This is a genomic window from Aminobacter sp. NyZ550 (assembly GCF_025628925.2).
GTDB lineage: Bacteria > Pseudomonadota > Alphaproteobacteria > Rhizobiales > Rhizobiaceae > Aminobacter > Aminobacter ciceronei.
In genome coordinates this window covers 3,802,654-3,825,447 of record NZ_CP114190.1, presented here as the reverse complement: position 1 = coordinate 3,825,447, position 22,794 = coordinate 3,802,654, and the positions used below count along the sequence as shown (strand labels likewise).

25 protein-coding genes and 1 pseudogene are annotated in these 22,794 nt (G+C 62.5%); 19 read left to right on the top strand and 7 right to left on the bottom strand.

Annotated features, from left to right (window positions below; translation table 11 throughout):
* Nucleotides 1-56 precede the first annotated feature (56 nt).
* Complete coding sequence (locus N7E70_RS19005) at nt 57-1,622, top strand: amidase (RefSeq protein ID WP_182573869.1); 1,566 nt, start codon at nt 57-59, stop codon at nt 1,620-1,622.
* A gap of 132 nt (nt 1,623-1,754) precedes the next feature.
* A complete protein-coding gene (locus N7E70_RS19000; protein ID WP_154386048.1) occupies nt 1,755-2,552 on the top strand; it encodes a YdcF family protein in 798 nt (265 codons plus the stop codon).
* Here N7E70_RS19000 and N7E70_RS18995 read toward each other — a convergent pair.
* The gene (locus N7E70_RS18995; RefSeq protein ID WP_067966626.1) at nt 2,501-3,238 is read right to left on the bottom strand and encodes a DUF599 domain-containing protein; all 738 of its coding nucleotides are present in this window, start codon (nt 3,236-3,238) and stop codon (nt 2,501-2,503) included. The genes N7E70_RS19000 and N7E70_RS18995 overlap by 52 nt on opposite strands.
* A 305-nt stretch (nt 3,239-3,543) precedes the next feature.
* Here N7E70_RS18995 and N7E70_RS18990 point away from each other — a divergent pair, with 305 nt between their 5' ends.
* From N7E70_RS18990 to N7E70_RS18970, 5 genes are all read left to right on the top strand, one after another.
* Complete coding sequence (locus N7E70_RS18990; RefSeq protein ID WP_256438414.1) at nt 3,544-3,672, top strand: hypothetical protein; 129 nt, start codon at nt 3,544-3,546, stop codon at nt 3,670-3,672.
* Between the two features lie 196 nt (nt 3,673-3,868).
* A complete protein-coding gene (locus N7E70_RS18985; protein WP_154386047.1) occupies nt 3,869-5,272 on the top strand; it encodes an L-serine ammonia-lyase in 1,404 nt (467 codons plus the stop codon).
* A 90-nt stretch (nt 5,273-5,362) separates the two neighbouring features.
* A complete protein-coding gene (locus N7E70_RS18980) occupies nt 5,363-5,800 on the top strand; it encodes a DUF1489 family protein (protein WP_067962461.1) in 438 nt (145 codons plus the stop codon).
* A 66-nt stretch (nt 5,801-5,866) separates the two neighbouring features.
* Nucleotides 5,867-6,598 carry a hypothetical protein gene (locus tag N7E70_RS18975; protein ID WP_067962457.1) on the top strand — a complete coding sequence of 244 codons (732 nt, stop codon included), beginning with the start codon at nt 5,867-5,869 and terminating at the stop codon, nt 6,596-6,598.
* Complete coding sequence (locus N7E70_RS18970) at nt 6,595-7,290, top strand: DnaJ domain-containing protein (protein ID WP_067962454.1); 696 nt, start codon at nt 6,595-6,597, stop codon at nt 7,288-7,290. Before N7E70_RS18975 ends, N7E70_RS18970 begins: the two co-directional genes overlap by 4 nt.
* Nucleotides 7,291-7,331: 41 nt before the next feature.
* On the opposite strand, the gene N7E70_RS18965 is transcribed toward N7E70_RS18970, so the two are convergent.
* Nucleotides 7,332-8,771, bottom strand: coding sequence for a D-alanyl-D-alanine carboxypeptidase (locus tag N7E70_RS18965; RefSeq protein WP_442866466.1), 1,440 nt, complete (start codon nt 8,769-8,771; stop codon nt 7,332-7,334).
* 329 nt (nt 8,772-9,100) lie between these two features.
* Between N7E70_RS18965 and N7E70_RS18960 the strand changes: the two genes are divergently transcribed.
* The 3 genes from N7E70_RS18960 (at nt 9,101) to clpA (ending at nt 12,513) form a co-directional block, all read left to right on the top strand.
* Nucleotides 9,101-9,430, top strand: a complete 330-nt coding sequence (locus tag N7E70_RS18960) for a phasin family protein (protein WP_067962446.1) — start codon at nt 9,101-9,103, stop codon at nt 9,428-9,430.
* 273 nt (nt 9,431-9,703) lie between these two features.
* Nucleotides 9,704-10,033: an ATP-dependent Clp protease adapter ClpS gene (gene clpS / locus N7E70_RS18955; protein ID WP_067966623.1), complete on the top strand. Its 330-nt coding sequence runs from the start codon at nt 9,704-9,706 to the stop codon at nt 10,031-10,033.
* An 8-nt stretch (nt 10,034-10,041) separates the two neighbouring features.
* Nucleotides 10,042-12,513, top strand: a complete 2,472-nt coding sequence (gene clpA, locus N7E70_RS18950) for an ATP-dependent Clp protease ATP-binding subunit ClpA (RefSeq protein ID WP_067962443.1) — start codon at nt 10,042-10,044, stop codon at nt 12,511-12,513.
* 70 nt (nt 12,514-12,583) lie between these two features.
* Here clpA and N7E70_RS18945 read toward each other — a convergent pair whose 3' ends face one another.
* On the bottom strand, nt 12,584-13,834 hold the full coding sequence (locus N7E70_RS18945; protein WP_154386044.1) for a GGDEF domain-containing protein: 1,251 nt from the start codon (nt 13,832-13,834) through the stop codon (nt 12,584-12,586).
* A 193-nt stretch (nt 13,835-14,027) separates the two neighbouring features.
* Between N7E70_RS18945 and N7E70_RS18940 the strand changes: the two genes are divergently transcribed.
* The 4 genes from N7E70_RS18940 to N7E70_RS18925 all read left to right on the top strand — a co-directional run bounded on the left by N7E70_RS18940 (nt 14,028) and on the right by N7E70_RS18925 (nt 15,957).
* Nucleotides 14,028-14,774, top strand: a complete 747-nt coding sequence (locus N7E70_RS18940) for an AzlC family ABC transporter permease (protein WP_067962437.1) — start codon at nt 14,028-14,030, stop codon at nt 14,772-14,774.
* Nucleotides 14,771-15,118 (top strand): AzlD domain-containing protein, encoded by a 348-nt coding sequence (locus N7E70_RS18935; RefSeq protein WP_067966621.1) that lies wholly within the window; start codon nt 14,771-14,773, stop codon nt 15,116-15,118. The genes N7E70_RS18940 and N7E70_RS18935 overlap by 4 nt, the downstream gene beginning before the upstream one ends.
* Nucleotides 15,119-15,235: 117 nt before the next feature.
* Complete coding sequence (locus N7E70_RS18930) at nt 15,236-15,553, top strand: hypothetical protein (RefSeq protein ID WP_154386043.1); 318 nt, start codon at nt 15,236-15,238, stop codon at nt 15,551-15,553.
* A complete protein-coding gene (locus N7E70_RS18925) occupies nt 15,544-15,957 on the top strand; it encodes a phosphatase PAP2 family protein (RefSeq protein WP_182573870.1) in 414 nt (137 codons plus the stop codon). The genes N7E70_RS18930 and N7E70_RS18925 overlap by 10 nt, the downstream gene beginning before the upstream one ends.
* A gap of 81 nt (nt 15,958-16,038) precedes the next feature.
* Here N7E70_RS18925 and N7E70_RS18920 read toward each other — a convergent pair whose 3' ends face one another.
* Nucleotides 16,039-16,473 (bottom strand): HIT family protein, encoded by a 435-nt coding sequence (locus tag N7E70_RS18920; protein ID WP_067962427.1) that lies wholly within the window; start codon nt 16,471-16,473, stop codon nt 16,039-16,041.
* Nucleotides 16,474-16,561: 88 nt separating this feature from the next.
* Between N7E70_RS18920 and N7E70_RS18915 the strand changes: the two genes are divergently transcribed.
* On the top strand, nt 16,562-16,891 hold the full coding sequence (locus tag N7E70_RS18915; protein WP_067966619.1) for a DMT family transporter: 330 nt from the start codon (nt 16,562-16,564) through the stop codon (nt 16,889-16,891).
* Between the two features lie 3 nt (nt 16,892-16,894).
* Here the strand turns inward: N7E70_RS18915 and N7E70_RS18910 are convergent, their stop codons facing one another.
* The 3 genes from N7E70_RS18910 to N7E70_RS18900 are packed head-to-tail and all read right to left on the bottom strand — an operon-like array spanning nt 16,895 to nt 19,337.
* A complete protein-coding gene (locus tag N7E70_RS18910) occupies nt 16,895-18,097 on the bottom strand; it encodes a GNAT family N-acetyltransferase (protein WP_263007284.1) in 1,203 nt (400 codons plus the stop codon).
* A gap of 38 nt (nt 18,098-18,135) precedes the next feature.
* Nucleotides 18,136-18,864, bottom strand: a complete 729-nt coding sequence (locus N7E70_RS18905; RefSeq protein ID WP_067966615.1) for a glycerophosphodiester phosphodiesterase — start codon at nt 18,862-18,864, stop codon at nt 18,136-18,138.
* An 8-nt stretch (nt 18,865-18,872) separates the two neighbouring features.
* Complete coding sequence (locus N7E70_RS18900; RefSeq protein ID WP_067962419.1) at nt 18,873-19,337, bottom strand: RidA family protein; 465 nt, start codon at nt 19,335-19,337, stop codon at nt 18,873-18,875.
* Nucleotides 19,338-19,480: 143 nt separating this feature from the next.
* Between N7E70_RS18900 and N7E70_RS18895 the strand changes: the two genes are divergently transcribed.
* The 4 genes and pseudogenes from N7E70_RS18895 to tsf all read left to right on the top strand — a co-directional run bounded on the left by N7E70_RS18895 (nt 19,481) and on the right by tsf (nt 22,775).
* Entirely contained in the window at nt 19,481-20,308 is an 828-nt protein-coding gene (locus tag N7E70_RS18895) for a cell envelope integrity EipB family protein (protein WP_263007283.1), read from the top strand.
* 9 nt (nt 20,309-20,317) lie between these two features.
* Nucleotides 20,318-20,590, top strand: a pseudogene (locus N7E70_RS18890) (DUF4031 domain-containing protein); the annotation flags it as partial.
* A 363-nt stretch (nt 20,591-20,953) separates the two neighbouring features.
* Nucleotides 20,954-21,736 carry a 30S ribosomal protein S2 gene (gene rpsB, locus N7E70_RS18885; protein WP_067962398.1) on the top strand — a complete coding sequence of 261 codons (783 nt, stop codon included), beginning with the start codon at nt 20,954-20,956 and terminating at the stop codon, nt 21,734-21,736.
* Between the two features lie 118 nt (nt 21,737-21,854).
* On the top strand, nt 21,855-22,775 hold the full coding sequence (tsf, locus tag N7E70_RS18880; protein ID WP_263007282.1) for a translation elongation factor Ts: 921 nt from the start codon (nt 21,855-21,857) through the stop codon (nt 22,773-22,775).
* Nucleotides 22,776-22,794: the final 19 nt, after the last annotated feature.

Here is a 22,794-nt window from a genome sequence, read left to right as displayed (position 1 = left end):
GTCCGTCGTCTCATCAAAAGCAGCTTTCGGCTGCGTGACCCCGAAGTGAATTCGCCATGACCGACCTGACCAGACTGACGATTGCCGAAGCGCGCGAGAAGCTGCGCGGCAAGGAGATCACCGCCACGGAGCTGACCGACGCCTACGTCAAGGCGATCGATCAGGCCAACGCGACCTTCAACGCGTATGTCGCCACCACGCCTGAAAAGGCGCGCGAGATGGCCAAGGCGTCCGACGCCAGGCTCGCCAGGGGCGACGGCGGTGCGCTCGAGGGCATTCCGCTCGGCATCAAGGATCTGTTCGCCACCGAAGGCGTGCATACCCAGGCCTGCAGCCATGTGCTGGACGGTTTCGAGCCGCGCTACGAATCGACGGTGACGGCCAATCTGTGGGCCGACGGTGCTGTCATGCTCGGCAAGCTCAACATGGACGAGTTCGCCATGGGCTCGTCCAACGAGACCTCCTATTACGGTCCAGTGATCAACCCGTGGCGGCGGTCGCGCACCGAGACGGTGGTGATGCCGACAACCCATCAAGGCGATGGCGGCTTCGTTGCATCAGGTGGCGCAAGGACCGCGCGCAGCTATGACAACATGCAACTTGTGCCAGGCGGCTCCTCGGGTGGCTCTGCGGCAGCCGTTTCGGCCTTCCTCTGCGCCGGTGCGACGGCCACCGACACGGGCGGCTCGATCCGCCAGCCGGCGGCCTTTACCGGCACTGTCGGCATCAAGCCGACCTATGGCCGTGTTTCGCGCTGGGGCACCGTTGCCTTCGCCTCGTCGCTCGATCAGGCCGGTCCGATCGCCCGCGACGTGCGCGACGCTGCGATCCTGCTCAAGTCGATGGCCTCCGTCGATGCCAAGGACACCACTTCGGTCGACTTGCCGGTGCCGGACTACGAAGCGGCGATCGGCAAGTCGGTCAAGGGCATGAAGATCGGCATTCCCAAGGAATACCGCGTCGACGGCATGCCCGAGGACATCGAGGCACTTTGGCAGAAGGGCATTGCCTGGCTCAGGGATGCCGGCGCCGAGATCGTCGATATCTCGCTGCCGCATACCAAATACGCGCTGCCAGCCTATTACATCGTGGCGCCTGCCGAAGCGTCGTCGAACCTCGCTCGCTATGACGGCGTCCGCTACGGCCTGCGCGTGCCGGGCAAGGACATCATAGAGATGTACGAGAACACTCGCGCCGCCGGCTTCGGCCGCGAGGTCAAGCGCCGCATCATGATCGGCACCTATGTGCTGTCGGCCGGCTATTACGACGCCTACTACCTCCAGGCGCAGAAAGTGCGCACGCTGATCAAGCGCGACTTCGAACTGGCGTTTGCCGCCGGCGTCGATGTCATCCTGACGCCGGCAACGCCTTCGGCCGCGTTCGGCGTCGCCGACGAGGACATGGCCGCAGATCCGGTCAAGATGTATCTCAACGACATCTTCACGGTGACGGTGAACATGGCCGGCCTGCCTGGCATCGCCGTCCCCGCCGGCCTCGACGGCCACGGCCTGCCGCTCGGCCTACAACTGATCGGGCGCCCGTTTGACGAAGAGACGCTGTTCCAGACCGCTCATGTCATCGAGCAGGCCGCTGGCCGTTTCCAGCCGGACAAATGGTGGTAGGCGTATAGCGCCTATCAGCCGAAGCCGGGCACGTGTCAGCTGTCCAGTCGAGCAAGTCCGGGGTCGTACTTTGCGGGCTGACATAGTAGTGGATTGGAGGGGGCTCCATTCCACTACGGACGGCATATCGGTTTGTTCTTCTATCTCTCCAAGATCTTCTGGTTCTTCGCCCAGCCGCTCAATTTCGCAATCTTCCTGCTTGCGGCCGGGCTCGTTGCCAGCTTCTTCGGGCGCCGGCGCCTCTTCCGCATTGCGACTTTCGCCTCGCTGATGATTCTGGCCCTCGCGACCTGGACCTCGCTTGGCTCGCTGATGCTCAATCCGTTGGAAGAGCGGTTCCAGCGACCAGCCCAGCCGGCCAGGGTCGACGGCATCATCGTGCTCGGTGGCGGCTTCGAGGGCGCGATCAATCTGGTGCGGGGCGGCTATGAGCTCAACAGCGGTGGCGACCGCATGGTCGAGACGGCGATCCTTGCCAGGCGCTATCCCGATGCGAAGGTCGTCATTTCAGGCGGCACAGGAACGCTGGTACTCGAAGGCGAAGGCGATGCCGACACGGCGCCGCGCCTGCTCGAAGCGCTCGGGGTGGCGCGCGACAGGCTGATTCTCGAAAACCGTTCGCGGAACACTTACGAAAATGCGCTGTTCTCCAAGGAGATGGTGACGCCAAAGCCTGGCGAGACGTGGCTGCTGGTCACCTCGGCCTTCCACATGCCGCGTTCGATGGCGCTGTTTGCCAAGGCCGGTTTCGATGTCACCGCCTGGCCTGTCGACTACCGGACATCGGGCGAAGAGGGCGTCGGCCTGTTCACCGACAACCCCGCCGATTCGCTCCAGAACACGACGATGGCGATGCGCGAATGGATCGGCCTTCTCGCCTACTGGCTGTCGGGTCGAATCGACGATCCGTTTCCAGGCCCGAAATCCTGAACCAGCACCGCCTTGCGAGCCTCGGAAAAGAACTGGCGTCTGATCAGCACCGCGAGCAGCACCACTGTGGTGACGAAGAAGACGCGCGCGTCGACGAACCAGCCGAGATAGCCGATCGAGAAAAACACGCCGCGCAGGCCGGCGTTGAAATGCTTGCCGGCCAGCTGGTTCATCCGGGTCGCCCGCATGACTGCGACGTCGATCGCCGCGTTGGGCTCGCTGCCGGGGCTGAGCTGGGGAACGGCGCCGATCAGGATCGAGCAGTAGTTGAACAGCCGGTAGGCCCAGCCGAACTTGAAGAACGAATAGGCCAGGATGACGATCAGGCCGATGACCTTGATCTCGAACAGTGGCCGTGCGGTGGCGCCTGCAAGCGGCACGTCGCTCAAGATGGCCAGAACGCGATCGGAGGCGCCAAGCAGGGCAAAGCAGCCGCCGACGGCAATCAGCGAGCTGGAGGCGAAGAAGGCGGTGCCTTGCTGCAGCCCGTTCATGATCGAGGTGTCGACGATCCTGACCTCGCGCCGAGCCATCGTCGCCATCCAGGCGGCACGTTGGGCGTTCATCGCCCGCGTCAGCGACATGCGCGTGACAATATGGCCTTCGGCGCCAAGGGCATGAAATACCCAGCCGGCGAGGAAGAACGCCAGTGCCGCGATGTCGAGAGCGCCCAATGGGCCGGTCATGGAAACGGAATCGTTGATCATCCAGTGCAGGCTAGCATGTGCGCCGCACCTATTTCGAGATCATCTGCCTGCCACGGCAGTGTCACAGGTGTTTAGAAAGCGTGAATCGTGAATTCGGCATAAGTGCCTGATTTGATTAAAAATGGATTGATGGCCGCATGGCTGCCATGCAGATTTCGCCATGCTTTGGCCATTTTTTGCAATTGCGAAGGCGCGCGCAAAGGCGTATCCAGCAGGCAACTCGGCCGCGTGCTGAGGCGGACCCACCGCCCGCTGACCGAACCACAAGGATCTTGCTAAACATCATGGATGACGGCGTTCAGAAATCCTGCTGGGGCCTTACGGCCAAGGCAGTGATTGGCTTTGCAGGTTTTCTTCTTATTGCCTGGCTGGTGAGCGGTGCCGAAACGGCAGCTGTCGTGGCCGCCGGCTGATCGAAAATCGCCAGGATTGGATACAAAAAGCGCGGCTGGGCCGCGCTTTTTTGCTATATGGCCTTGCGTTGTCAGGCGGTTTTTTCAAATGTCGCGCGCTGAGCAAACCACGTCGGATCGCGCCTAGCCACAGACGTGAAAAGGGCGGAATGATCGTATACGCGACATGAGCCGCCGACGTCGCAGGGAGTGAGATTTGTTTCTTTCGGTATTCGACCTGTTCAAGATCGGCATTGGTCCGTCGAGCTCGCACACGATGGGGCCGATGACGGCGGCCGCGCGTTTTCTTGACGAGATCCTCACCGGCGACTGGCCGCGCCCGGCCGGCGCCAAGGTCGACCGCGTCGGCGCCAGCCTGCACGGTTCGCTCGCCTATACCGGCGTCGGCCACGGAACCGACCGCGCCGTCATGCTCGGCCTCTACGGGCTGACCCCTGTCACCGTCGACCCGGACCAGACGGACGGCATCGTCGAGCAGATCTCGCGCGACAAGCGTGTGTCGCCGGAGGGCCATCCGTCCTATCGCTTCGATCCGGGCATCGATCTTGTGCTCGACAAGAAGACGCCACTGCTCGGCCACGCTAACGGCATGGCGTTTTACGCTTATGACGCGAGCGACCGCCTGCTGCTCAAGCGCATCTATTACTCCATCGGCGGCGGCTTCGTCGTTTCAGAGGAAGAGCTGCAGCGCATGAAGGCCAAGACCGCGGCTCCGGCGGCGGGCAAGCGTGTGCCCTATCCGTTTGCGAATGCCGTCGAAATGCTGGCTATGGCGTCGCGGAGCGGGCTCTCCATTGCCGAGATGAAGCGCGCCAATGAAGAAATCCACATGCAGCGCGCTGATCTCGATGCCGGTCTTGATGCCGTCTGGGACGCAATGAGCCGCTGTATCGACCGTGGCCTGTCGCAGGACGGTATCATGCCGGGCGGCCTCAAGGTTCGTCGTCGCGCCCGCCAGCTGCACGACAAGCTGCAGGAGCAGTGGAGCCAGAACCGGCCCAACCCGCTGCTTGCCAATGACTGGCTGTCGATCTACGCCATGGCCGTCAACGAAGAGAATGCCGCCGGCGGCCGTGTCGTCACGGCGCCCACCAACGGTGCTGCCGGCACGCTGCCGGCCGTCCTGCGCTACTGGCTGCATTTCCATGTCGAGGCGGACAAGGACAGCATCCGCGACTTCCTGCTGACTGCAGCCGCCGTGGGCGGCATCATCAAGACCAACGCCTCCATTTCCGGCGCCGAGGTCGGCTGCCAGGGCGAGGTCGGCTCGGCGTCGGCGATGGCGGCGGCCGGGCTGTGCGCCGTCATGGGCGGTACACCCGAGCAGGTCGAGAACGCCGCCGAGATCGCGCTCGAACACCATCTCGGCATGACCTGCGATCCCGTCGGCGGCCTTGTCCAGGTGCCGTGCATCGAGCGCAACGCGCTCGGCGCGGTCAAGGCGGTCACCGCGGCCTCGCTCGCCATCAAGGGCGACGGCAAGCATTTCGTGCCGCTCGACGCCGCCATCGAGACGATGCGCCAGACCGGCATGGACATGAGCGAGAAGTACAAGGAAACCAGCCTTGGCGGTCTCGCGGTCAACGTCGTCGAGTGCTGAGGGTGTCCGACGGGCTGGCCCAACGGGCCAGCCTGTGCAAAACCACTGGCGGCGTTGAATGCGTCTGACGGAGACGCTAGTTTTCAGCCCATGTCACTGAACATGCTAAAGCTCTGCGTCGGCTGCGACAGCGTCGAGGATCTCGAGGAATGGATCGCCTTCCGCTTGGACGAGCGCAGGCGCGATGGCGAGCCGGTGGAGCAGTTCCACACCACGCGCATGGTGCCGACCCGCGGTGCCGAACTGACGTCGGGTGGCTCGCTCTACTGGGTTATCAAGGGCAACGTTCAGTGCCGCCAGCGCTTGCTGGAAATCCGGCCCTTCACCGATGCAGAAGGCATTGGCCGTTGCCATCTCATTCTCGAGCCGACCGTTGTGCGCACCGACTGGCAGCCGCGCCGCGCCTTCCAGGGCTGGCGCTACCTCAAGCCGGTAGATGCGCCGGCCGATCTCGGCCAGGGCAATGCAGCGCTGGCCGAAATGCCGCCAAAGCTGCGGCTCGAACTTGCCGAACTCGGGCTACTCTAACTCGGGTGCCGAAGCCCGCAACGACGGGCTTGCAAGCTATCGCGCGCCGCCACATCTTCTTTGGTGATGAGCGACCAAAGCAAACCTCCGGCTACGTCAGCCAATCACCCGCCGGTCGAGCGCCGTTCGGATTCCGCGGCGATCGACGCATTCGTGCGCCAGGCGCGCGCGCTGGCCACCGGCAAGGCCAATGGTCGACTGGTGCTGGCGCTCGACGCCACGATGAGCCGGCAGCCGACCTGGGATCTCGCCTGTGAATTGCAGGGCCAGATGTTCGACGCCGTCGGCAACACCGGCAGGTTGAACGTGCAGCTTGTCTATTTCCGCGGGCTTGGCGAATGCCGGGCGTCCAAATTTGTTGCCGAGACGGCGTCACTCAAGCAGCTGATGACGTCCATCCAGTGCCGCAGCGGTCAGACGCAGGTCGGCAAGGTGCTGGCGCATGCGCTCAAGGAGACGTCGTCCGCCAAGGTCGATGCGCTGGTCTACATCGGCGATGCGATGGAAGAGAACATCGACGAACTGGCCGAAAAGGCCGGCAAACTTGGCTTGTTAGGCGTTCCGGCCTTCGTCTTCCAGGAAGGCCATGACGCAGACGCCGAGCGCGCCTTCAAGGAGATCGCGCGGCTCAGCAAGGGCGCCTGGTTCCGCTTTGACCGCAAGGCCGCGGCGACCTTGTCGAAGCTTTTGTCCGCGGTCGCCGTCTTTGCCACGGGCGGCATCAAGGCGCTGGAGGCGAGGGGCCGTCCCGAGGACATTCTGATGATCGAGCATTTGAGGAGCGGCAAGGCGCCATGACAGTTCTCGCCGTCCTCGCCGCTGTCCTGGTATTTTCGACGCTGGCCGTCACCATCTTCTTGCGCGCAGATGCGACCCAGCTCGCCAGGGCGCTGAAGATGGCAGGGCCATTGGCGCTGGGGCTGGTTGGCGTGGTTCTGTTGCTGTTGGGTCGGGCAGCCGTCGGCGGCGGCCTGATCTCCGCGGCCCTGGCCTGGTATGCGGCCGGAAGGAGGGGGGCTTCTACCAGTCGAACGCCGGGGCGGCGTTCGACCGTAAGGACCGCGGCGCTCGAAATGGAGCTTGATCACGACACAGGTGGCCTGCAGGGGTTCGTCCTGGCCGGCCACCAGGAAGGCAAGTCACTCGCCTCACTCGGCCTTACTGAACTCAAGGCACTCTACAAGGAACTGTCCGGCGATCCGGAAAGCCTACAGCTACTTGAGACCTATCTTGACGGCCGCTTTCCCGTTTGGCGAGAAGACGCGCAACCTGACCGAGACGACGGGCAGCGTGTTGCGCCAAGTTCTGGCGCCATGACTAAGGAGGAGGCCTACAAGGTCCTTGGTCTTGAAGCGGGGGCCGCCGCGGCGGATGTCCGCAAGGCGCATCGACGACTGATTCAGCGCCTGCATCCCGATCTCGGAGGCTCGTCTTTCCTCGCGGCGAGGATCAACGAAGCCAAGGACGTCCTTCTCTCCGATCATCACTAGACTCTCCTTCGACACAGAACTTTCCAGGAGGTTGGGGGCGCCTACTGCGCGATGGCGTAGCAGGCGATCTTCTTCTTCTTCAGTGCGTTGCAGGCATTCCAGGCGGAGTCCTTGGATTCAAAGCCGGCAAAGCGGGCACGGAAGTAGGTCACGCCGCCCTTTTCGAAGGGCACGGTGAAGGGCGAAGCCTTGGCAAGTGCTGCTCCAGCCTGCTTTGCCGTCTTGTCGAGGATGGCACGCGCCTCGCCGTCGCTCGGCGACGACGCGACCTGGATCGCCCAGCCCGACGGGACTGACGCGGTTTTCATCTGGTCGAGGGCCTGGACGGCCGGAGCGCGCTCTTCTGCGTAGGCCTGCTCGACGCCCTCAGCGGGAGCGCGATCCTTGGCCTTGCGGATCTGGAACGGAATCTTGCCGCCGAAACGTTCGGTCGAAGCCATGGCGATCTTCGGCTCGGTGGTGCGTGCGATGACCGGCTTCGGAGCGGGCACGGCAGCAGCCACGACAACTTCGTCGCTCTCGGCGGCCTCATCGGCGGAAGCGTCGGCGACGACGATCTCCTCGGTTTCCGGGCGCATGTCGGGCGTCGGCGCATTGCGCTTGGGCAGCTGAGCCTTGGCGACCGCGACGGCCGGCATCGGCGTATCGGTCTTGGCGATCAGGTCGCCACCGCCGCGCTTCGAGGCCTGCGGCATGTAGGTCTTGATCAGTTCAGCCATCTTGTTGTCACGGCTGGCGCCGCTGGTGCCGCCGAGAACCACGGCGACGATGCGGCGGTTGCCGTCCTGCACCGACGAGACCAGGTTGAAGCCCGAGGCGCGGGTGTAGCCGGTCTTGATGCCGTCGACGCCCTTGATGCGGCCGAGCAGGCGATTGTGGTTGGCGATACGCTGGCGACCGAAGGCGAAGGAGCGCGTCGAGAAATAGCTGTAATATTGCGGGAAATGCTCGCGCAACGCGATGCCGAGCTTGGCCATGTCGCGTGCGGTGGTGAACTGGGCGGTGTTGGGCAGGCCGTTGGCATTGCGGAACACGGTGCCCTTCATGCCTAGGCTGCGTGCCTTGGCGGTCATCATGCGGGCGAAGTTTTCTTCCGAGCCGCCGATCATTTCGCCGAGCGCGGTCGAGGCATCGTTCGCCGAGCGCGTGATGAGCGAGAGAATCGCTGCTTCGACGCTGATCGAACCGCCTGCCTTGACGCCGATCTTGGTCGGCGGCTCGGCGGCTGCGTTCTTGGAAAACACGACCTTGGTATCTTTCTGGATTCGACCCTTCGAAAGCGCCTCGAAGGTCAGATAGAGCGTCATCATCTTGGTCAGCGACGCCGGATAGCGCCGGGAATCGGCACTCGAGGAGTGAAGGGTTTCACCGGTGTTCGCATCGACGACGATCGCTGCGTAGCGACTGTCCCTGGTCGCCTTGGCTGCAGAAACAGGAGCCACCGACGCCATCCCTATGGCTGCGGCGAGGGTGAAAACCATGAACGATTTGATGGAGATGGCCGACTTGAGCACTTTACCCGGCAACGCTTGACGCACTGTTACACCCTTGAATTATTGTTGCATGTGGGGCGGCAAAGGTTCCTGCCCCGTATCGATGCACAGTAGGGTCACAGCGTTACCAATCCGTTTATGGTAACCGGCTCGTTCACACTTTTGCTTGGGCTTTAGTCTAACTTTACCGAACGGGATCGTCGCTTCGGGCGGTATGGAATGACGCGGGGTCAGTTGACATTTTGTGCGCTGCACAATATCTAGGCTGCATCGCACAATCACATAGCGCAGCGCGCGGAACCCGAAAGGATGCAGCGATGACCCAGACCTATGAAGATTTCAGCAAATACGGCAAGGACTTCGTCGACACCGGCCTGAAGAGCTTCGCTTCGCTCTCCAAGGGCGCGCAGGCGATCGCCACCGAGACGACCGACTACACCAAGAAGAGCTTCGAGGCAGGTGCTGCCACCTTCGAGAAGCTGCTCGGCGTCAAGTCGCTCGAGAAGGCCGTCGAAATCCAGACCGACTATGCCAAGCAGGCTTATGAAGGTTTTGTCGCTGAGGCGACCAAGCTCGGCGAACTTTATGCCGAACTCGCCAAGGATGCCTACAAGCCGTTTGAGTCGCTCGTCGCCAAGGCGAAGTGATCGACTGATCCCCGATTTCAGGGGGCTGGATTGAAAGATCCGGCAGATAAGACCCGGTTGCGCCCGCGCAGCCGGGTTTTTTGTTTTTCTTTTGCACAAGTGCTTCACGTTTATGGCAATTCGGGCCATGCCGCCCCCGTCACCATATTGTCAGCACGTCAGAAGGGCTTAAAATCCCCCTAATGACACCTACATGACGAAGTGTCGGAATTGATGAAGGGCAGGACCAGATTGACGACCGGCTTGGAAGCCACGAACTTCGACGTGGCGCGGATGCAGAGCGGTGACGAGGGAGGCAACGGCCCAGGCCGCGGCACCGCAGTCATTACCCGTACGAAGACCAAGACCAAGCGGCCGAGCCTCTACCGGGTGCTCATCCTCAACGACGACTACACCCCGATGGAGTTCGTCGTGCATGTGCTCGAACGCTTCTTCCAGAAGGACAGGGAGGCCGCTACCCGCATCATGCTGCATGTCCACAACCATGGCGTCGGCGAATGCGGGATCTACACGTTCGAAGTGGCCGAGACAAAGGTGTCCCAGGTCATGGATTTCGCCAGACAAAATCAGCATCCGCTGCAATGCGTGATGGAGAAGAAGTGAGGTATTGAATGCCGGCTTTCTCCCAGGGCCTCGAAAAAGCGCTGCATCAGGCGTTGACGCTCGCCAACGAGCGTCACCATGAATATGCGACGCTCGAACATCTGCTGCTCGCTCTCATCGACGACAATGAGGCAGCAGCGGTCATGCGCGCCTGCAACGTCGATCTCGACGAACTCAAGCAGACAGTGCTGACCTATATCGACACCGAGCTCGACAATCTCGTCACCGGCTATGACGAGGATTCGAAGCCGACCGCCGGTTTCCAGCGCGTCATCCAGCGCGCCGTCATCCACGTCCAGTCGTCCGGCCGCGAGGAAGTGTCCGGCGCCAACGTGCTCGTTGCGATCTTCGCCGAGCGCGAGAGCCATGCCGCCTATTTCCTGCAGGAACAGCAGATGACCCGCTACGACGCGGTCAACTACATCTCGCACGGCATCGCCAAGCGTCCCGGCGCCACCGAAACGCGCAGCCCGCGCGGCGCCGATGAGGAGCAGGGCAGCTCGAACAATGAGGCAAACGAAGAGACAGGCAAGGGCAAGAAGCAGCAGGATGCGCTGACGGCCTATTGCGTCAATCTCAACGTCAAGGCGCGGGCCGGCAAGATCGATCCGCTGATCGGCCGCGAGTCCGAGATCAACCGCACCATCCAGGTGCTGTGCCGCCGCTCTAAGAACAATCCGCTCTACGTCGGCGACCCCGGCGTGGGTAAGACTGCGATCGCCGAGGGCCTCGCCAAGCGCATCGTCGAGGGCGATGTTCCCGAAGTGCTCGAGGATGCCACCATCTTCGCGCTCGACATGGGCACGCTGCTTGCCGGCACGCGCTATCGCGGCGATTTCGAGGAACGCCTGAAGCAGGTGGTCAAGGAGCTCGAGGAGTATCCGGGCGCTGTGCTGTTCATCGACGAGATCCACACAGTCATCGGTGCGGGTGCGACATCGGGCGGCGCGATGGATGCCTCCAACCTGCTCAAGCCGGCGCTGTCGTCGGGCGCCATCCGCTGCATCGGCTCGACCACCTACAAGGAGTTCCGCCAGTTCTTCGAGAAGGACAGGGCGCTTGTCCGTCGTTTCCAGAAGATCGACGTCAACGAGCCGACCGTCGACGACGCCATCGAGATCATGAAGGGCCTCAAGCCCTATTATGAGGACTTCCACAAGGTGAAGTTCACCAACGAGGCGATCAAGGCGGCCGTCGAGCTTTCGGCACGCTACATCAACGACCGCAAGCTGCCCGACAAGGCGATCGACGTGATCGACGAGACGGGCGCGTCGCAGATGCTTTTGCCGGAAGGCAAGCGCAAGAAGACGATCGGCATCAAGGAGATCGAGGCGACGATCGCCACGATGGCGCGTATTCCGCCGAAGACCGTCTCGGCCGACGACGAAAAGGTGCTGGCCGGCCTCGAGGTCGAGCTGCAGCGCGTCGTCTATGGTCAGGACACGGCGATCACCGCGCTTACCTCGGCCATCAAGCTGGCACGTGCCGGCCTGCGCGAACCGGAGAAGCCGATCGGCTCCTACCTGTTCTCGGGCCCGACCGGTGTCGGCAAGACCGAAGTGGCAAAGCAACTCGCTCTGTCGCTCGGCGTCGAGCTGATCCGCTTCGACATGTCGGAGTATATGGAGCGCCATACCGTCAGCCGCCTGATCGGCGCGCCGCCCGGCTATGTCGGCTTCGACCAGGGTGGACTTCTGACCGACGGCGTCGACCAGCATCCGCATTGCGTGTTGCTGCTCGACGAAGTGGAAAAGGCCCATCCCGATCTGTTCAACATCCTGTTGCAGGTCATGGACCACGGCAAGCTGACCGACCACAACGGCAAGCAGATCGACTTCCGCAATGTCATCCTGATCATGACCACCAATGCGGGCGCGTCCGACGCGCAGCGCGCGGCGATCGGTTTCGGGTCGACAAAACGCGAAGGCGACGATGTCGAGGCGATCAACAGGCTGTTCACGCCCGAGTTCCGCAACCGCCTCGATGCCATCATCCCGTTCGGCTCGCTGCCGGTGCCGGTGGTGCATCAGGTCGTGCAGAAGTTCGTCATGCAGCTGGAAGCCCAGCTTTCCGAGCGGGGCGTCACCTTCGACCTGTCGCCGGATGCCATCGCTTGGCTGGCCGAGAAGGGCTACGACGAGCGCATGGGCGCGCGTCCGCTCGGCCGCGTCATCCAGGAGCACATCAAGAAGCCGCTGGCCGACGAGGTGCTGTTCGGCAAGCTCAAGAAGGGCGGCACGGTGCGTGTCACCGTCGAGAAGAAGGAAACCGGCGAATCCGGCCTGAAACTCGAGACGGTTGCCGACGAAGTGCCAGTGAAGCCGAAGAAGGAAGATCCGGCCGATCGTCCGAAGCCCAAGAAAGCTGCTGCCAAGAAGCCGGTCGCCAAGAAGGTCGTGTCGGCGAAGCCGAAGTCCGAGCCGAAGGGCAAGGATGGCGGCAAGCGCAGCCTCGTTCCCCAATTGCCTCGAAAGGGCTGATTGGAAAAACAAGGAAGCCCCGGCAACGGGGCTTCCTTTTTGGCTGATCGAAACTGCCCGGCGGCTTGCTTCAGGCGATGACGGGGCTCTCGACGCGGTTCCGGCCGAGCCGTTTGGCACGATACAGCCAGGTGTCGGCATCCCTGATCATCTGCTCGACCGAAACTGGACCGCTTCTGGCGGTCGTCACCCCGATGCTGACGGTGGTGCTCAGGCCGGGCTCAGCCAGGGTCATGCTCGCTACCGCAGCGCGCAGGCGCTCGGCGAGGATCGTCGCGTCGCCGGCGTTCAAGTCCTGGCAGATGGCGACGAACTCTTCGCCACCATAACGGAACAGGCGGTCGCCGCTGCGCAAAGCGCCGTCCAGCGCGCGTGCAACGTCCTTGAGCACCTTGTCACCGGTGACATGGCCATACTGGTCGTTGATGCTCTTGAAGTGGTCGATGTCGATCATCAGCATGCTCACCGGCTTGCGGTCGGCCAGTGGCCGGTCGATCAGCGACTGTGCCACCGCTTCGAAATGGCCACGGTCACTGGTGCCGGTCAGCGTGTCCTTGCCGGTCTTTTCCAGCAGGTCCTCGTAGCGATGGCGGAACGTCAGCCGGTCGAAGACCTTGAGCAGCGGCTCGGGGCCGGCCAGTGCCGGACGTGTCTCGACATATCTGAGGTAGATGACGAGCATTGCGCTGTAGAGGGCCGCTGCCGCCATCTTGGCGATCCAGCCGCCGTAAAGCGCGCTGATCGGCACACCCGACACGAGATGCAGGCCAAGGAAGAACATCAACTGGTCGAAGGTGAGGACCAGAGCGGCGCTGAGGAAAATGCGCTTGAACAGGGTGTTGGCGATGCGCTGTCCGAGCTTCTCGTAGATCAGGATCAAGGCGATGCTGTCGAGGAACAGCAGGGCCGTGCCCCAGACCATCAGTACGCCCATGTCGTCAAGGAACGTCAGGTCGGGTTGATAACCCGGCATTTCCGCGACATCGCCGTAGAGGCGCAGGATCAGGGCCAGCGCCACCATCAGGCAGTTGCCGATCAGAAGCCCGTAGATCGGCTGGCGCACTGTCTCGGCATCCTCCTTGATGTAGAGCAGAAGGAACATCAGCAGCTTGCCGGAAAACATCACCGTAGAGCCGGGGGATATCAGGCCAAAGGGCAGCTGAACGAAGAAGACGGCGGCAAGATAGGTCTCGAGGAAGTGCATGACCCCAAGCACGCAAACAAAGATTCCGATGCCGAATCTGTGCCGTGAATGGAAAACCGCGGCCATGGTCACGAAGTAGATCAGCGCTTGCAGGACCAGCAGCAATGCACCTGTCATGACCTGGCTGTTCCTCGCTTCCCACCCAAAGGCCTATCTACACATTCGCGGTAGGTAAACCGTTAATATGCCGTCTCTTTCGCTGGTTGGCGCGATATGGCGCGGTCGGATCGGTGGTCACGAGGTGCAGTCGATTGCGCCAGGCGGATCGAAGCGCTGACTTGGCAGGGAGGTCATGCTATGCGCGGTTTCAATGCCTGCTGACCACGCATCTCCAACGCCGAGCCTGTCGACACGCCGCCTCTGGTATCTGCGCGGCGTTCGCGCTGCCTTCTCGATCCCCGGCCTGATCCTCGCCAGCGCCTTTATCGGCTTTGCCGGGCTTGCCAAAGAGGCCGGGCTGACGCTTGCGCAGACCGTCTTCATGGTCGGCATGGTCTGGGCTCTTCCGGCCAAGGTGGTGCTGATCGGTGCCATTCTGTCAGGCGCTTCGCTGCCGGCGGCGGCCTTTGCGGTGGCGTTGTCATCGATACGTCTGACCCCGATGGTGGTGGCATTGGTGCCGGAGCTGCGTGGGCCGAGGACGCCGCGCTGGGTGCTCTATGTCCTGTCGCACTTCGTCGCCGTCACCTCCTGGGTGCTGGCGATGGAGCGGCTGCGCGGCATCCCGCGGGAGCTTCGCACCACCTACTATGCCGGGCTCGGCTCGACGCTCGTGCTGTTCAACATGGTGGTCACGGCGATCGTCTATCTCGTCGCCGACAGCCTGCCGCCTATCGTCTCGGCGGCATTGTTCCTGCTCACGCCGATGTACTTCCTGACCTCGCTCTGGGGCTCGGCGCGCGAGCGGGCAGGGCACGTTGCCATGATCCTCGGCCTCATTCTCGGCCCGCTTCTCCACCTCGTCGTGCCCGGCTTCGACCTGCTCGGCGCCGGCTTGATCGGCGGCGGTATCGCATTTGCCTTCCACAAGCGGGCGTGGCGGAGGACATCGGCATGACCTTCGCCGCTTTCGACAACTGGTGGTGGCCGTTCCTGTTCATCCTCGTCGGCGGCTGGCTCGCCACCGACGCCTGGCGCTTCCTTGGCGTCTATCTCGGCGACCGCCTGTCGGAGGACTCGGACCTGCTTGTCCTGGTCCGCGCACTCGCCACCGCACTCGTCGCCGCGGTCATCGGCAATCTGATCGTCTTTCCAAGCGGAGCGCTTGTCGACACCGCGCTTGCCCTCCGCATCGGTGCCGCCTGCGCTGGGTTCGTTGCCTATATCTGCCTCGGGCGAAAGATTTTGGTCGGCATCGTTGCGGCCGAGGTGATCCTGCTGGTAGGGATGTGGACATCCTGAGCTGCTGGGACATTGCCCGCATTCCAGAGCCACAGCGCTGGTTCCGCTGTGTCTCGGTACATTCGCGACAGCTTAATTTCTGATGCCTAATATCCTCCAAGGGTTGGGGGGTCCACAATGACTGAACTGGACGTGACGGCGCCTGAACTCAGGCAGCGGACTGATGCCCTGCTGTCCGTCAAAATGGCGCTCGTTGGTTTGCTGATTGCGATCGATGCGCAGTGGATAGGGGCGACGGACTTCGTTTTTGACCCTGTCAGCGCGGTCAAAGTAGTTGCCGTGGTATCCGGATTGGCGTCCATATCCTGGTTCTATGCCGTAATGCGCCCGGTCGAACGCTTCCAGGTCCTGTGTGCCGAAACAGCTGTGCTGTTGGCATTCTCTGCGGCCGCGGCCGTGCTCAGCGTTCTGGTGATTCCAACGACATGCCGCTGATCGACGACCGGTTGATCACATTCGACGCTGCGTTGGGTTTCGATTGGCGTGCCTATGTCGATCTCGCATACAAGCAGGCGTTTTTTGACATTCGCGCCGGCACATCACGCTTGATCTCACTTGACCACCCCCAAGGGCTCATTGCGTTCCCGTCCTATCACTGGACGCTGTCTGTGTTGACCGTGATTGCTTTCTGGAGGGTCAGGATCTGGTTCTGGCCTGTGTTGGCGCTGAACCTTGCCGTCATTTGTCTTCCCCAGTTGACGGCGGCCATCATCTTGCCGACGCGTTGGCCGGCGTTCTTGTGGCGTTTTTGGCCTGGGGGATGGCTGAGAAGCTCTCAACGGTTGTTGAAGGCCGGCTTGCCGTGGAAGCCATCGCGTGATCTGGAGCAGGGGCTCTGAAGTAGCGGTTGAGACTACGGCGCATTCGACAGGCCGGCCGCCGAGGCAGCGCTCTCGCTGGCCTGAAACGCGCTGCGTCTGTTATGCTCCCGCCAGCGCAGCCCTGATCTTCTCTGCGTTTGCCGCCAGCACTTCAGGCTTTTCCATCACCGCCGCGTGACCCTTGGGTGCGACGCCTTCGAAGCGAGGCACGATGTGGACGTGGAGATGGAACACCGTCTGGCCGGCCGGAGCTTCGTTGAACTGCGAGATCACGATGCCGTCGGCGTCGAAAGCTTGCTGGGCGGCCCTTGCCACCTTCTGGACTGCTGCGAACAGCCGGCCGAATGTCTCGGGTTCGGCGTCGAGAAGGTTGCGCGACGGCGTCTTGGGCACCACGAGCGTATGCCCGGTGCTCTGCGGCATGACATCCATGAACGCCACCACGGCATCGTCTTCGTAGACACGATGCGAGGGGATCTCGCCGCGCAGGATCTTGGCGAAGATGTTGTTTGGATCGTAACCGGCGCTCGACATGGCCTATCCCGTTTGCTGCGATTTCGTGGTGGATGTTTCGGCGCTGGCAGGCGGAACGTCAAGCCGCGGAAGGCTGCAAGGAGCTGAGTTGAACTACATCTATCTGATCGTGGCGGTGGCCTTCGAGGTCGTTGCAACCTCCGCCCTCAAGGAAACCAACGGTTTCACGCGGCTGTGGCCATCCGTCGTAGCACTGGCCGGCTATGCCTGCGCCTTCTATTTCCTTTCCCTTGTGCTGCGCCAGGTGCCGGTCGGCATCGTCTATGCGATGTGGTGCGGTGCCGGTATCGTCTTCATCACGGCGATTGCCTGGATCTGGTTCCGCCAGACGCTCGACCTGCCGGCACTTCTCGGCATCGGGCTGATCATGGCGGGCGTCATCGTGATCAACCTCTTCTCGAAGTCGATAGCCCACTGAACCTCAGCCGCGGCGGAACGGCCCGTGATCATCGAGATACTCGCCGATCTGGGCGACCTCCCGGCGTTCGCGCTCGAGATATTCAGCGACGGCGCGGCGAAGGCCGGGGTGGACGATGTAATGCGCCGACTGCGTCGTGACGGGGCGATAGCCGCGCGCCAGCTTGTGTTCACCTTGGGCGCCGGCCTCGACGATGCGCAGCTTGCGTTCTATGGCGAAGTCGATGGCCTGGTGATAGCAGACCTCGAAATGCAGGAAGGGGTGGTCCTCGATACAGCCCCAGTTGCGGCCGTAGAGCGTGTCGGAGCCGATGAAGTTGATCGCGCCGGCGATGTAGCGGCCGCCGCGCTTGGCCATGACCAGCAGCACGTCGTCGGCCATGCGTTCGCCGATCAGCGAGAAGAATGTCCGGTTGAGGTAAGGCCGACCCCATTTGCGGCCGCCGGTGTCCATGTAGAAGGCGAAGAAGTCGTCCCAGTGCGCTTCGGTGATGTCCTTGCCGGTCAGTCGTTCGATCGAAATGCCTTCGGTCAGCGCCTCGCGCCGCTCCTTCTTCAGCGCCTTGCGCTTGCGCGAGGCCAGCGTGGCGAGAAAGTCGTCATAGGTGCCGAAGCCTTCGTTGAAGAAATGGAACTGCTGGTCGGTGCGGCGAAGGAAGCCGGTGTCGGCGAGGATGTCGACTTCGTCCGGCTCGGCGAAGGTGACATGTGCCGACGACACCCCGACGCCCTCGGCGACACTGCGCAGCGCCGTTGCCAGCGCCGCCTTGGTTACGGTTGCCGTGTTGCCGGGAACAGCCAGAAGGCGAGGGCCGGTCGCCGGCGTGAACGGTATCGAAGCCTGGAGCTTGGGATAATATCGCCCGCCGGCGCGCTCGAAAGCGTCGGCCCAGCCATGGTCGAAGACATATTCGCCCTGGCTGTGTGATTTGGCGTAGCAGGCAAGGGCACCGAGAAAGCTGCCGTCGGCCTTTTCCAGCCGGAGATGGTGGCCTTGCCAACCGGTCTTGCGTACGGCGCAGCCGGATTCCTCGAGGATGCTCAGAAAATCAAATGAAACAAACGGGTTATAGGCCGATCCTGAAGCCTTTGACGCGCCTGAGAGGCTGTTCCAGTCGTCGCGTCCGAATTCGCTGATGCTTGAGACGACGCGGACGGCGTAGTCGCCATCCGCATTCGTCGCCCCGACATCGCTCGCATTGCTCATGCGTAGTTACTTACGCTCGATAACAGCCGTTGCAAGGGTCAGGCCACCGCCAGCGCATCGGGATCAAAACCCTCGAAGGTCATCTGGTCGGCCTGCGCGAAGGTCGTCCGCACGGCGTCTTCGTCGCGCACTGTCCAGGTGATGACCGGCATGGCGAGCTTGTCGCGCACAAAGCTGACGAACCTGTTCGGCAGGTGCGTCACGGAGTAGGAAACAAACGAAATGCCGTGTGCCAGCATCGAAAAATGTGCTTCGAGCTCGTGATCCAGATCGCCCCAGGCGGTCAGTCCGGCCGGAATGCCCGGTGCGTGACGGGAGAAGTCGCGGATCAGCCAATGATCGAAGGACATGATCGCGGCCTTGCCCTTGTAGTTGCGCAAGGCCGCCGCCACGCGTTCGACGAGTTCGCCGTCATGCCCGGGAATGCCCTTGAGTTCGATGACCAGGGGTACGCGCCCGTCGACCAGTTTGAGCATTTCGGCAAGCGTCGGCACATGATCGGCGGTGCCGCCGACGCGAAGTGCCGCAAGCTCGCGTGTCGTACGCTGCCAGATGAAGCCATCCGTACCCGTCAGCCGGTTGAGCACGTCGTCATGAAACACGGCAACGTCGCCGTTGGCGGTCAGATGGACATCGCACTCGATGGCAAAGCCGCGCGCCGCTGCGCGCTCAAAGGCGGACAGCGTGTTTTCCCAGCAGGTCTTGTTGAGGTCGTGCAGGCCGCGATGAGCAATCGGGCGGGCGGTCAGCCAGGATAGGTCGGTCATGAGGCCGCTCATTCGTGCTCGATGATGGCTTCGATCTCGACGGCGGCATTCAGCGGCAGCGAGGCGACGCCGACGGCCGAACGCGCATGCTTGCCGCGGTCGCCAAGTGCCGCGACCAGGAAGTCGGACGCACCATTGGCGACGAGATGCTGCTCGGTGAAGTCCGAGGACGAAGCGACAAAGACGCTGATCTTGACAATGCGACGGATCTTTTCGAGATCGCCAAGAGCTGCCTTTGCCTGGGCGAGGATGTTGACGGCGCACTGCTTGGCCGCCTCCTTGCCGCCTGCAACGTCGACATCGCGGCCAAGCAGGCCGGTGACGGTGAGCTTGCCGTCCTTGAGCGGCAGCTGACCGGCGGTGAAGACGAGATTGCCCGAGCCCATGAAGGGCACGTAGTTGGCGGCGGGGGCTGCGGCTTCGGGCAAGGTGATGCCAAGATCGCTTAGCCGCTTTTCGATTGTTTCGCCCATCGTCTTTCCTTATCTCTGAGTCTCGGGTGGCGGGTGAGGCTGCGCCGAAACTGCTATGTTTGCCTCGCTTCCGCCACGACTTTTTTTAAGGTGGACCATCATTCAAGGCGGCTTGTCATGGCCGCGCCGATCGGAGCCAGTGTATGCGCGCAAAGCGCCTTGTTCTTCTTGCCACCCTGTCCACCTCGCTGCTGTCCCTGACGCCGGCTCTTGCGGCTCCCGTGCTTGCACCCCATCGCGCCGTCTATGATCTGGTGCTCGACCAGGCCTCCGACCGGTCAGGGATAACAGGCCTTTCCGGGCGCATGGTCTATGAGTTCAATGGCTCCGCTTGCGAAGGCTACACGGTCAAGTTCCGCTTCGTGACCCAGATCGCGACCAGCGAGAACACGCGGCTGACCGATCAGCAGACGACCACCTTCGAGGACGGCGAGGGCAAGACCTTCTCCTTCGTCACCAAATCCTTCGTCGATCAGAACCTCGACCGCGAGGTCAAGGGCACGGCGACGCGCGAAGCCAACGGGCTCAAGGTCGCTTTGGAAAAACCGTCGGCGGGTTCCGTCGACCTCGCGAAGACGCAGTTCCCGACCCAGCATCTCGTCGAGCTGATCGACAAGGCCGAGAAGGGCGAGACCTTTTATGAAACAAGCCTGTTCGACGGCTCCGAAGACGCCGACAAGGTGATGACCACCACCGTCATCGTCGGCAAGAAGAGCGAGGCGCCTGATACCGATCCGGAGCGTCCGGCGCTCGCCGCACTCGCCAAGGACAAGTTCTGGCCGGTCGACATCGCCTATTTCGACGAAAGCAAGGGCGGCGGCGAGGAAGTGCCGGAGTATCGCATCAGCTTCAAGCTGCACGAGAATGGCCTGACCCGCGACCTGGTGATGGATTACGGCGACTTCTCGATGACCGGCAAGCTGGTCAATCTGTCGCTGTTTCCCGTGCCGCAAGGCGACTGCAAGCATTAGGCCGCTGTCGTGGCGGTCTATGTCGACGCGGCAATCTGGAAGTGGGTGGGCCATCGCTGGTGCCACCTGCTCGCCGACGACACCGACGAGTTGCATCGTTTCGCCGCCCAGCTCGGCCTGAAGCGTTCGTCCTATCAGGGCCCGCCCAAGACCTCGGCGCCGCATTACGACATTACAGGCTTCGAGCGTGATCGTGCCGTGCGTCTTGGCGCGATCGAATGCAGTCGCGACGAGATCGTGGCGGTGTTTCGCCGCGTGCGCGTGCGCAACTTCAAGCGCCGCGAACCCAAGGTGGTGCGGGAACCGGTGGAACAGGAGCCCGGCATGTCGCGCTGGGCGGCCGGCAGCTGATCTTCTGTTCCGAAGGGAATCGCTGCCAAGGAATCCTCTGCCTGACCAGTGGCGATCGTGCGCTTCGGGAGGCTTTGGTTGAGGCCCACAAGCACGGAAAGCCTCGATTTCCCGGGCAATCGGGCCGGTCCCGGGGTTGCGCTCACCAGCCAATACGTCTATATGCCGCCGCATTCCACACACGGACTTCGGTTTCTGTCCGGGAGAAATCCGGCTGAGACCCCCCGGTGGCGTTTCGAGCATCCAGCGAAAAGCGTCATTGTCCGTGGAGGCCAACCGGATAAGGAAATAACGATGGCACTGCCTGATTTCAGCATGCGCCAGCTTCTTGAAGCTGGTTCTCACTTCGGCCACCAGACCCACCGCTGGAACCCGAAGATGGCGCCCTACATCTATGGCGCCCGCAACAACATCCACATCATCGACCTGTCGCAGACTGTTCCGCTTCTGCACCAGGCTCTCAAGCAGGTTTCGGACGTCGTTTCGCGCGGCGGCCGCGTGCTGTTCGTCGGCACCAAGCGTCAGGCTTCGGACATCGTTGCTGACGCTGCTCAGCGTTCGGCCCAGTACTATGTCAACTCGCGTTGGCTCGGCGGCATGCTGACCAACTGGAAGACGATCTCGAACTCCATCCAGCGCCTGCGCAAGCTCGACGAGCTGCTCGCTGGCGAAGCCCACGGCTTCACCAAGAAGGAGCGCCTGAACCTCGAGCGCGAGCGCGAAAAGCTGGACAAGGCCCTCGGCGGCATCAAGGACATGGGCTCGACGCCGGACCTGATGTTCGTGATCGACACCAACAAGGAAGCCATCGCCATCCAGGAAGCCAAGCGTCTCGGCATTCCGGTTGTCGCGATCATCGATTCGAACTGCGATCCGGATAAGATCGACTTCCCGATCCCCGGCAACGACGACGCTGCCCGCGCCATCCAGCTCTACTGCGATCTGGTTGCCAAGGCTGCGATCGACGGTATCGCTCGCCAGCAGGGCGCGCTCGGTGTCGACATCGGCGCATCGGCCGAAGCCCCGGTTGAGCCTGCGCTCGACGAGACTCCGTCGACTGAAGCGCCCCAGGCGTAATCACGAAGGCCGGGAGACCGGCCTTCCTTTTCAGGATTGGGCGCAACCAGCGCCGGCGTTCGGCGCATCATCGAACCCTCGGTGGTGCGCTCGCGCATTTTGAAGCAAAGAGGCCACAATGAGCATTTCGGCAGCACAGGTTAAAGAACTCCGCGAACTCTCGGGCGCGGGCATGATGGATTGCAAGGCGGCTCTGACCGAGACCGGCGGCGACATGGAAGCCGCGGTCGACTGGCTGCGCAAGAAGGGTATCTCCAAGGCCGACAAGAAGGCCAGCCGTACCGCGGCCGAGGGCCTGGTCGGCGTCGATGCCGGCATGCGCGAAGCCGTCGTCGTCGAAGTCAACTCGGAGACCGACTTCGTTGCCCGCAACGCCGCCTTCCAGGAAATCGTCGCCAACGTGTCGAAGGTCGCTCTCGCTTATGGCGACACCGACGCTGTTGCCGCTGCGAAGTATCCGGGTTCGGACAAGTCCGTTGCCGACACTATCAAGGACGCTGTCGGCACCATTGGCGAGAACATGAGCTTCCGCCGTTCGGTCAAGCTGTCGGTTTCTGAAGGCGTCGTTGCGACCTATGTCCACAACGCGGTTGCCGACAACCTCGGCAAGCTCGGCGTGCTGGTCGCTATCGAGACCGCCGGCAATCATGACGCGGCCCGCGCCTTCGCGCGTCAGGTCGCCATGCACGTTGCCGCGACCAACCCGCTCGCCCTGACCCCGGAAGAGGTCGACGCAACGGCTGTCGAGCGCGAAAAGGCGATCTTCTCCGACCAGGCGCGCCAGTCGGGCAAGCCGGAAAACGTCATCGAGAAGATGATCGAAGGCCGCATGCGCAAGTTCTACGAGGAAGTCGTGCTGCTCAAGCAGGCTTTCGTGCTCAACCCCGACCTGACGGTCGAGGCAGCCCTGAAGGACGCTGAGAAGCAGATCGGCGCGCCGGCCAAGATCACCGGCTACATTCGCTTCGCGCTCGGTGAAGGCATCGAGAAGGAAGAGAGCGACTTCGCAGCTGAGGTCGCTGCAGCCGTCAAGGGCTAAATATAGCGCTGCATCAAGC